The organism is Methylobacterium sp. P3_A11 (assembly GCF_056403155.1).
This window is the reverse complement of the sequence record NZ_JBFUGA010000081.1, coordinates 19,731-27,403: the sequence shown is the minus strand read 5'-3', so window position 1 is coordinate 27,403 and position 7,673 is coordinate 19,731. Positions and strand designations below refer to the sequence as shown.

Sequence of the window (7,673 nt, the reverse complement as noted above, 5' to 3'; positions counted from 1 at the left end):
TGCGCGGCGAGGCCATGCAGGCGGCGGTGGCGCCGGGCGCCGGCGCCATGGCGGCGCTGATCGGCACCGACGTCGAGGCGGCCCGGTCGGTGGCCGAGGCCGCCGCCGACGAGGCCGGCGACGGCGCGGTCTGCGACGTCGCCAACGACAATGGCGGTGGTCAGGTGGTGCTCTCGGGCGACCGGCCGGCGGTGGAGCGCGCCATCGGCATCGCCACCAGCCGCGGGATCAAGCGCGCCGTCCTGCTCAACGTCTCGGCGCCGTTCCACTGCCGCCTGATGGCCCCGGCTGCCGACGCCATGGCCCGGGCGCTCGCCGCCGTCACCCTGAAGGCCCCGCGCGTCACCCTGTACGCCAACGTCATGGCCGCCCCGGTCTCCGACCCGGAGGCGATCCGCACGGCCCTGGTCGAGCAGGTCACCGGCACCGTGCGCTGGCGCGAGAGCGTCGCCGCCATGGCGGCGTCCGGCGTCGACCGGTTCCACGAACTCGGTGCCGGCAAGGTGCTCACCGGCCTCGTCAAGCGCATCGCGCCCCAGGCGAGCGCCACCGCAATCGGCACGCCCGCGGACGTCGCCGCCTTCGCGCTCTGATTCCACAGGAGCCCCGCATGTTCGATCTCTCCGGCCGCAAGGCCCTCGTCACCGGCGCCACCGGCGGCCTCGGCCAGGCGATCGCCCGGGCTCTGTACGCCCAGGGCGCCACCGTGGCGCTGTCGGGCACGCGCCCCCAGGCCCTGGAGGCGCTGGCGGCCGAACTCGGCGAGCGCGCGMGCCCCGTCGCCGCCGACCTCTCCGACAAGGACTCGGTCGAGGGCCTCGTGCCGGCCGCCGAGGCCGCGATCGGTCCGCTGGACATCCTCGTGAACAATGCCGGCATCACCCGGGACAACCTGTTCATGCGCATGAAGGACGAGGAGTGGGAGCAAGTGCTCGCCGTCAACCTCACCGCCGCCTTCCGCCTGTCGCGGGCCGCCGTGAAGGGCATGATGCGCCGCCGCTCCGGGCGGATCGTCAACATCGGCTCGGTGGTCGGCAGCACCGGCAATCCCGGCCAGGGCAACTACGCCGCCGCCAAGGCCGGCCTCGTCGGCATGACCAAGGCGCTCGCCGCCGAGGTCGCCTCGCGGGGAATCACGGTCAACTGCGTCGCCCCGGGCTTCATCAGCTCGCCCATGACCGATGCCCTGAACGAGAAGCAGCGCGAGGGCATCCTGGCCCGCGTGCCCGCCGGGCGGCTCGGTGAGGGCGCCGAGGTGGCGGCGGCCTGCATCTACCTCGCCTCCGCGGAGGCCGGCTACGTCACCGGCCACACGCTGCACGTGAATGGCGGGATGGCGATGTACTAGACCGGCCCCGGACCCGTCGAAACCGCGCCCGAATCACCCCCGCCGACACGCAAGTGCCACACCCATGAAGGGTTTCTGAACGGCCCCTCGCCAGGGCGGGAACCCTGTGCTACCACGCCCCGCAGCCGTACAGGGGGTTGACGGTTCAGCGGGTTTTCAGTCCAAGGCCCCCCGGCGGGGGCATCCCGGCTCACGCGCCGGTTCACCTCGAAGCACGCGCGATCGGACACCGGCCCGTCACAACAAGCCCGCAGGGGCGCGACGCGGCCACGGCACCACCCCGAGAAGACTGACAGACCAAAAGGACGAGGACGGAAGACCGATGAGCGATATCGCTGAGCGCGTGAAGAAGATCGTCGTCGAGCACCTGGGCGTGGAGCCCGAGAAGGTGGTCGAGAGCGCCAACTTCATCGACGACCTCGGTGCCGACAGCCTCGACACGGTCGAGCTGGTGATGGCCTTCGAGGAGGAATTCAACGTCGAGATCCCGGACGACGCGGCCGAGACGATCCAGACGGTGGGCGACGCCGTGAAGTTCCTGGAAAAGAATTCCGCCGCCTAAAGTCGCCGGGTTCGATTTCACGCGGCGCGGGTGAGGCGAAACAGCCCCCGCGCCGTTATGCGTTTCGAGGCTGCGCGCCGCGACGCCCCAGGGCGGACCGGATCCTGCCTCATTCGGTTGTTCAGGATGCGCTCCGGCCCCGCGGGGGCCCCCGGCCGTCGGCGGCGGGGAAGCGCCTCAAGACGGGACGGTTGCGATGCGGCGGGTGGTGGTCACGGGTCTGGGGATGGTCACGCCGCTGGGCAGCGGGGTCGAGCACACCTGGAGCCGGCTGATCGCGGGCGACAGCGGCGCCGGCCCGATCCGCGGCTTCGAATCCGCCGACCTGCCCTGCCGCATCGCGGCCCAGATCCCCTTCGGCGACGGCACCGACGGCACCTTCAACCCCGACGCGGTGATGGAGCCCAAGGAGCAGCGCAAGGTCGATCCGTTCATCGTCTACGCCATGGCGGCGGCCGACGAGGCCCTCAAGGATGCCGGCTGGGCGCCCAAGAGCCACGAGGACCAGTGCGCCACCGGCGTGCTGATCGGCTCCGGCATCGGCGGCATCGGCGGCATCTACGACGCCTCCGTGACCCTCCACGAGAAGGGACCGCGCCGGATCTCGCCGTTCTTCATCCCGGGCCGGATCATCAACCTCGCCTCCGGCCAGGTCTCGATCGCTCACGGCCTGAAGGGGCCGAACAACGCCGTGGTGACGGCCTGCTCCACGGGCGCCCACGCCATCGGCGACGCGAGCCGCCTGATCGCGCTCGGAGACGCCGACGTGATGGTGGCGGGCGGCGCCGAATCGCCGGTGAACCGCCTCTCGATCGCGGGCTTCTCCGCCTGCCGGGCGCTGACCACGGGCTTCAACGACACGCCCGAGAAGGCCTCCCGCCCCTACGATCGCGACCGCGACGGCTTCCTCATGGGCGAGGGCGCCGGCATCGTGGTGCTGGAGGAGTACGCGCACGCCAAGGCCCGCGGCGCGCGGATCTACGCCGAGGTGGTGGGCTACGGCCTCTCGGGCGACGCCTACCACATCACCTCCCCCTCCCCGGACGGCGACGGCGCCTTCCGCTGCATGAGCGCCGCGGTGAAGCGGGCCGGGATCTCACCCGCCGAGATCGGCTACATCAACGCCCACGGCACCTCGACGCCCATGGGCGACGAGCTGGAGCTGAAGGCCGTGGAGCGCCTCCTGGGCGATGCCGCCGCCACCGCCACCATGTCGTCCACCAAGAGCTCGGTGGGCCACCTGCTGGGCGCCGCCGGCTCGGTGGAGGCGATCTTCTCGATCCTCGTCCTGCGCGACAACGTCATCCCGCCGACGCTCAACCTCGACAACCCCTCCGTCCAGACCAAGATCGACCTCGTGCCGTTCGAGGCGAAGCGGAAGCAGGTGGATGTCGTGCTGTCGAACTCGTTCGGGTTTGGTGGGACGAATGCAAGTTTGGTGATGCGGCGGGTGGTGTAAGCGCGTCGCCGTCTCATTTCGTTACGCTCTGCAGGTCTTCTGGAAGATCTTTCCGCCATCTGGCGTACGGAATGCTGCGGCGTTGCTGCAGAAAGCGTCCGTTGCATGAGGACAGGCTGTGCTCGTCCGTGCAGTAGAGTTTAGCACGGGTCTGAAACTCGTCGCGTGTTTGCCAATGCGACGAGCTCCGTCGAGATCGCTGTCTAGCGGGTCGAACGGCCTAGGATTATCCTGAACATCTCGGATCGCGCGCGCCGAGAGCGGTGTTCAGAAAAATACATCCTGACCACGGCTCTTCAGTCGATCAACGTGAGCTTTTCATCGAAAAATTGGTAAAGCATATAGTCCAATATTAATCTGCGTGCAGGATGCTGTCTCTCACCCGGCGATCACGCCTGCGCAAACGCTCATCCTATAATCCGCGACGCTGGTTGCGTGAGACCTACGACACAGGTCCCGCGCTCGCCTCCATCCTGAACTGTTGCGCAGCAACCTCGAAGGAGGGCTCCAGAGATCGCGGTGCTGATTGGACGGCTCCTTCGAGGCCTGTGCTGCGCTCCGGCACCTCAGGATGAGTTCGCGATATGGTGCGCTGTCAGACGCGCCGCGCGCCTCCCGAATAGTCGTCCGGCTACCACCCCCGCCGCTCCGCCTCCCCCGGCACCCGCCCCTGCGGGGTAAGCGTGTGCACCACCTCCGGCAGCGCCTGAGCGAGCTGCGACAGCAGCGTCGCGCGATCCAAACCGGTCTGGCTCTGGAGGGTGTCCACCGTGTCGGGGCCGAGCGCCCGGGCGAGCTGGTCCGGGGCCACCGGGCGGTTGGCGCCGTGGCCGATCCAGGACTCGATCACGTCGCCGAGTCCGCCCTGGCGGAACCGGTCCACGAGCCCGTCGAGGCCGCCGAGATCCCCCTGCCCGTCCGGGGCGGCGCGGCTCGGGGCCGATGCGTCGCCGGGGCCGTCGAGCATGCCGGAGAGATCCGAGAAATCGCCGGGCGGCAGGGACCGGTCTACCGGCCCGCCCGGGCCGCCGTCGCGGCGGCCGCCATACTGGTCGAAGCCGCCGATGTCGCCGTTGTCATCCGGGCGGCGTCCGCCGGCATCGGCGGGGTGCTGGCCGGGATCGCGCCCGTAGGGTCCGGCGCCGCCGGAGCGGTCGGCCTCGGGGCCGGGCTCGCCCTGATGCCCGCGCCCGAAGATGTCGCCGAAGCCGCCGCTGGCGCCCTTGGCGAGCAGCAGCATCAGCAGGGCCTTCACCAGGGGCGACATGCCCCCGGCCCCCTGCTTCTGCCCGCCGAACACCTGACCGAGCACGCCGCCGATCGCCGATTCGAGCAGTCCCATGGCCGTCTCCCCGAGGCCCGAAGGCGAGCCCGGGCAAACAACAATTCGGGACGGGCGCGGGTTGCCTCGCTCAGCGGACCGGAGCGATAAGCGCGGCCTGCGTGGTGGCGGTGGTAGCGTCGGCGGACTCGACGAGGGGCACCGTGGCGGCCGAGAGGATCAGTCCGGCCAGGAACAGGCCCGTGGCGGCTGCGCCGGCGCGGGGGCGCGGCAGGCGAATGGCGCGGCGTTTCGCGGGATGGGGACGTTCGACGGTCCTGGGCATCGCGGCCTCTCCGGGTTCGGGGCGGGCTCCGTGGCCCTGTTGCCGAAGGAACGCCGCCTAGGGGCGCCCCGGTTCCCTGGGCGTTACGCCCGCTTGACGACGCGCCGCCCCAGCGCCCCGAGGATGCAGCCCGCGCAGTAGACCGGCAGGATCAGGCCTGCGCCCTCCAGCCACAGGCCGGGCAGGCCGGGCACGAACCCGGCTAGGGCCGCCGCGGTCAGGAGCCCCGCGACCACGCAGAGCCCCAGGGAGGCGGCGAGCCGGTCCGGCCAGCCGACCAGCGCCCCGACCACGAGGCCGAGTGCGGCCGCCCCGGCGAGTCCGGGCCAGAATCCGACAAGCAGCAGCGTCACGGCCGTGCGGCCTCCCTGCGGGCGCGATGGTGGCGTGCGGATGGGCGCGGCCCGGCGGGTGGGCGCGCGGCGGAGGGGGCTTCTCTCACGGCAGCAGCGCGAAGACGACGGGTCCCGCCGGCCCGTCCGGCCCGGCGCCGACCTGCTCGGGCCGGGCGCCGGCCTGGAGCAGATACTCCACCACCGCCTGGGCGCGCAGCCGCGGCAGGTCGAGGGGCGGCTCCTCCGGGGTCTCGGCGGGCTTCCTCGCCGCCGCCTTGCCGTGCGCGGCCGTCTCCTTCTTGGCCGCATCCGTCTTGGTCGAAGCCGGTTTGCCGGCCTCGGCCCTGTTGTGATCCGGCTTGCCGTGATCCGCTTTGCCCCGCTCCCTGGCGGTGTCCTTCCCGGAGGCGTCGGCCTCGGTTGTGTTGGCCTTGGAGGAACCGGCCTTGGCCACGTCCTTCGCCTCCGCGGCGGGTTTCCCGGGCACCGTGGGCGGTGCCTGCGCGTCCGGCTTGGCGGCGCTGGCGACCTGGGCCGGTGCGACGGCGGGCACGCCCTCCCCCGCGGCCGGTCCGGCGGCCGGCGTCGGAGGCGGCTTGGCCGGGTCGGCCGGTCCCGTGACCGCGATGCGCAGCGACGGGCAGGTCTTGGCCAGGGCGGCGAGGGCGTCGAGGGTCGGGTAGAAGGACGGCGTCRGGACCGCGCCCCCCGTGGGGAAGCGCAGGTCGGCCCCCGCCAGGACGGCGGAGACGTCGGCACGGCAGGTCGCCGGGTCGCGCCGCTCGGCCGCGTCCCGGGCCGTGACATGGGCCTGGGCGGTCCAGCCGGGGGGCAGCGCCTCGGCCAGCYGGTCGGGCGCACGGGCGGCGCCCTCCCGGTAGAGGCTCTCGCCGGTCAGGGTCAGGGCGCGGTCCGAGACCGAGACGGTCCCGTCCGCGAGGTTCGTCACCAGGGGCGCGGTGGCGGCCAGCGCATCCCCGAGATCTGGCGGGGCGCCGTCGGCGAGGCGGGTACGGTCGATGACCGACTCCCGGAACAGGCGCGGGCGCAGGGCGGCCAAGACCCGCTCCCGGGTCGCGGTGTCGGGCATGTGGCCGGTGACGGTGACGGCATCGGCCGTCCGGCGGATCGCCACCCGGTAGGGCGAGAGCGGCCGCGCCGTGAGCGCCACCGTCCCGGCCGCGACGCCCGCGGGCCGGCCGTCGCGCATCAGCGCTGCGGCGTCGGGGATGGCCTGCCCATCGATCGCGTCGCCGGTCACCGAGACCGCCCCGTCCTTGAACTCGACCGCGCCGGACTGGATCAGCTCGGCGAGCTTGAACGCGAAGGCGATGAGGCTCTTCGGGTCGATGGCCGGGTCGAGGCCACGGGCCGCCAGGAGCCGATCCTCCACGGCGCCGCCGGCCGCCGCCTCGGTGGCGGCGTGCAGGGCGGCCTCGCGGTCGGCCGCCGAGGGGGCGAACCCGTCGAGGACGAGGCCCCGGGCCGATTTCTCCAGGGCGAACCGGTACGCCGCCACCCTGGGCGGCAGGATTTCGATCCGCCCGATGCTGAACCCCTCCGGCGGGTCCGAGAGGGCCGCCCGCAGGGCCTCGTAGGCGGGCACGTCGAGGGCCTCGCCGGACAGGCTGAGCACGGTGTCGCTGAGGGCCGCCCGGCCGCCCTTGGCGAGGCCGGAGAGCCGGGTCGCCAGGAACGCGGCCGCGCTGGCGAAATCCGGCGGCGCCCCCCGGGCGGCCCGGGCCGTGTCGTCGAGGCTGGTGCCGGGCTCGAGGGCGCCAGTGATCCGCGCCTCCAGCGCCCGTCGGCCGATCTCCACGGGGCGGCTGCCCTCCAGGGCGATCCGGTTGGGGCCGGTGCGGATCGCGGCCCACTGGAAGGGGGTCGAGGTCTCGACGATGCCCACCTCCGAGATGATGCGACGCGGCCCGTCCAGCGCGGCGAGGCGGGACAGAACGGTGGCCCGCTCGGCGACGTCCGGCGCCTCGCCGGCCGCCCGGAGGTCGCGACCGCTCGCCCCGAGCCGGAGCCAGGGCTCGCCGGTGGCCGTGGCGGTGCCGGCCGCGACGCCCGCGCCCTCGGCTTCGAGCCGCTCGGCGATCCGCGGGGCGGCATAGAGGGACGCGCTCGCCCAGATCAACGCGAGCGCCGGCAGGCCGGCGAGCCAACCGGCGCTACGCAAGCCTTGGGCGAAAAATTCGGGCAACGGCACGATCGCAGGTTGGCACGCCGGTTCGGGCGGATCAGCCCGTGAGAGCACACCGCCTTTCCGGCAGCATGAAGGCCGGACGGTTCCTTTCCGCGTCCCGCGTCGGTGCGCCGCCGGAACCCGCCGGATGCCTCCCGGTTTGTCGGCGACACT

8 protein-coding genes are annotated in these 7,673 nt (G+C 72.7%); 4 read left to right on the top strand and 4 right to left on the bottom strand.

The features are described 5' to 3' along the window. The 4 genes from AC1DXK_RS22095 to fabF form a co-directional block, all read left to right on the top strand. A partial coding sequence (locus tag AC1DXK_RS22095; RefSeq protein ID WP_477299077.1) for an ACP S-malonyltransferase occupies nt 1-593 on the top strand: 593 nt, incomplete at its 5' end. Between the two features lie 17 nt (nt 594-610). Continuing rightward, nucleotides 611-1,348 (top strand): 3-oxoacyl-[acyl-carrier-protein] reductase, encoded by a 738-nt coding sequence (fabG, locus tag AC1DXK_RS22090; protein ID WP_477299075.1) that lies wholly within the window; start codon nt 611-613, stop codon nt 1,346-1,348. A gap of 322 nt (nt 1,349-1,670) precedes the next feature. Then, the gene (locus AC1DXK_RS22085; RefSeq protein ID WP_007559070.1) at nt 1,671-1,910 is read left to right on the top strand and encodes an acyl carrier protein; all 240 of its coding nucleotides are present in this window, start codon (nt 1,671-1,673) and stop codon (nt 1,908-1,910) included. 196 nt (nt 1,911-2,106) lie between these two features. Next, nucleotides 2,107-3,369, top strand: a complete 1,263-nt coding sequence (fabF, locus tag AC1DXK_RS22080) for a beta-ketoacyl-ACP synthase II (RefSeq protein WP_457106459.1) — start codon at nt 2,107-2,109, stop codon at nt 3,367-3,369. A gap of 631 nt (nt 3,370-4,000) precedes the next feature. Here the strand turns inward: fabF and AC1DXK_RS22075 are convergent. The 4 genes from AC1DXK_RS22075 to AC1DXK_RS22060 all read right to left on the bottom strand — a co-directional run bounded on the left by AC1DXK_RS22075 (nt 4,001) and on the right by AC1DXK_RS22060 (nt 7,523). Beyond that, the gene (locus AC1DXK_RS22075) at nt 4,001-4,711 is read right to left on the bottom strand and encodes a YidB family protein (RefSeq protein WP_457106460.1); all 711 of its coding nucleotides are present in this window, start codon (nt 4,709-4,711) and stop codon (nt 4,001-4,003) included. 70 nt (nt 4,712-4,781) lie between these two features. Next, on the bottom strand, nt 4,782-4,976 hold the full coding sequence (locus AC1DXK_RS22070) for a hypothetical protein (protein WP_457106461.1): 195 nt from the start codon (nt 4,974-4,976) through the stop codon (nt 4,782-4,784). Nucleotides 4,977-5,059: 83 nt separating this feature from the next. Beyond that, nucleotides 5,060-5,329, bottom strand: coding sequence for a hypothetical protein (locus tag AC1DXK_RS22065; RefSeq protein WP_457106462.1), 270 nt, complete (start codon nt 5,327-5,329; stop codon nt 5,060-5,062). 85 nt (nt 5,330-5,414) lie between these two features. Beyond that, on the bottom strand, nt 5,415-7,523 hold the full coding sequence (locus AC1DXK_RS22060; protein ID WP_477299072.1) for an OmpA family protein: 2,109 nt from the start codon (nt 7,521-7,523) through the stop codon (nt 5,415-5,417). Between the last annotated feature and the right edge of the window lie 150 nt (nt 7,524-7,673).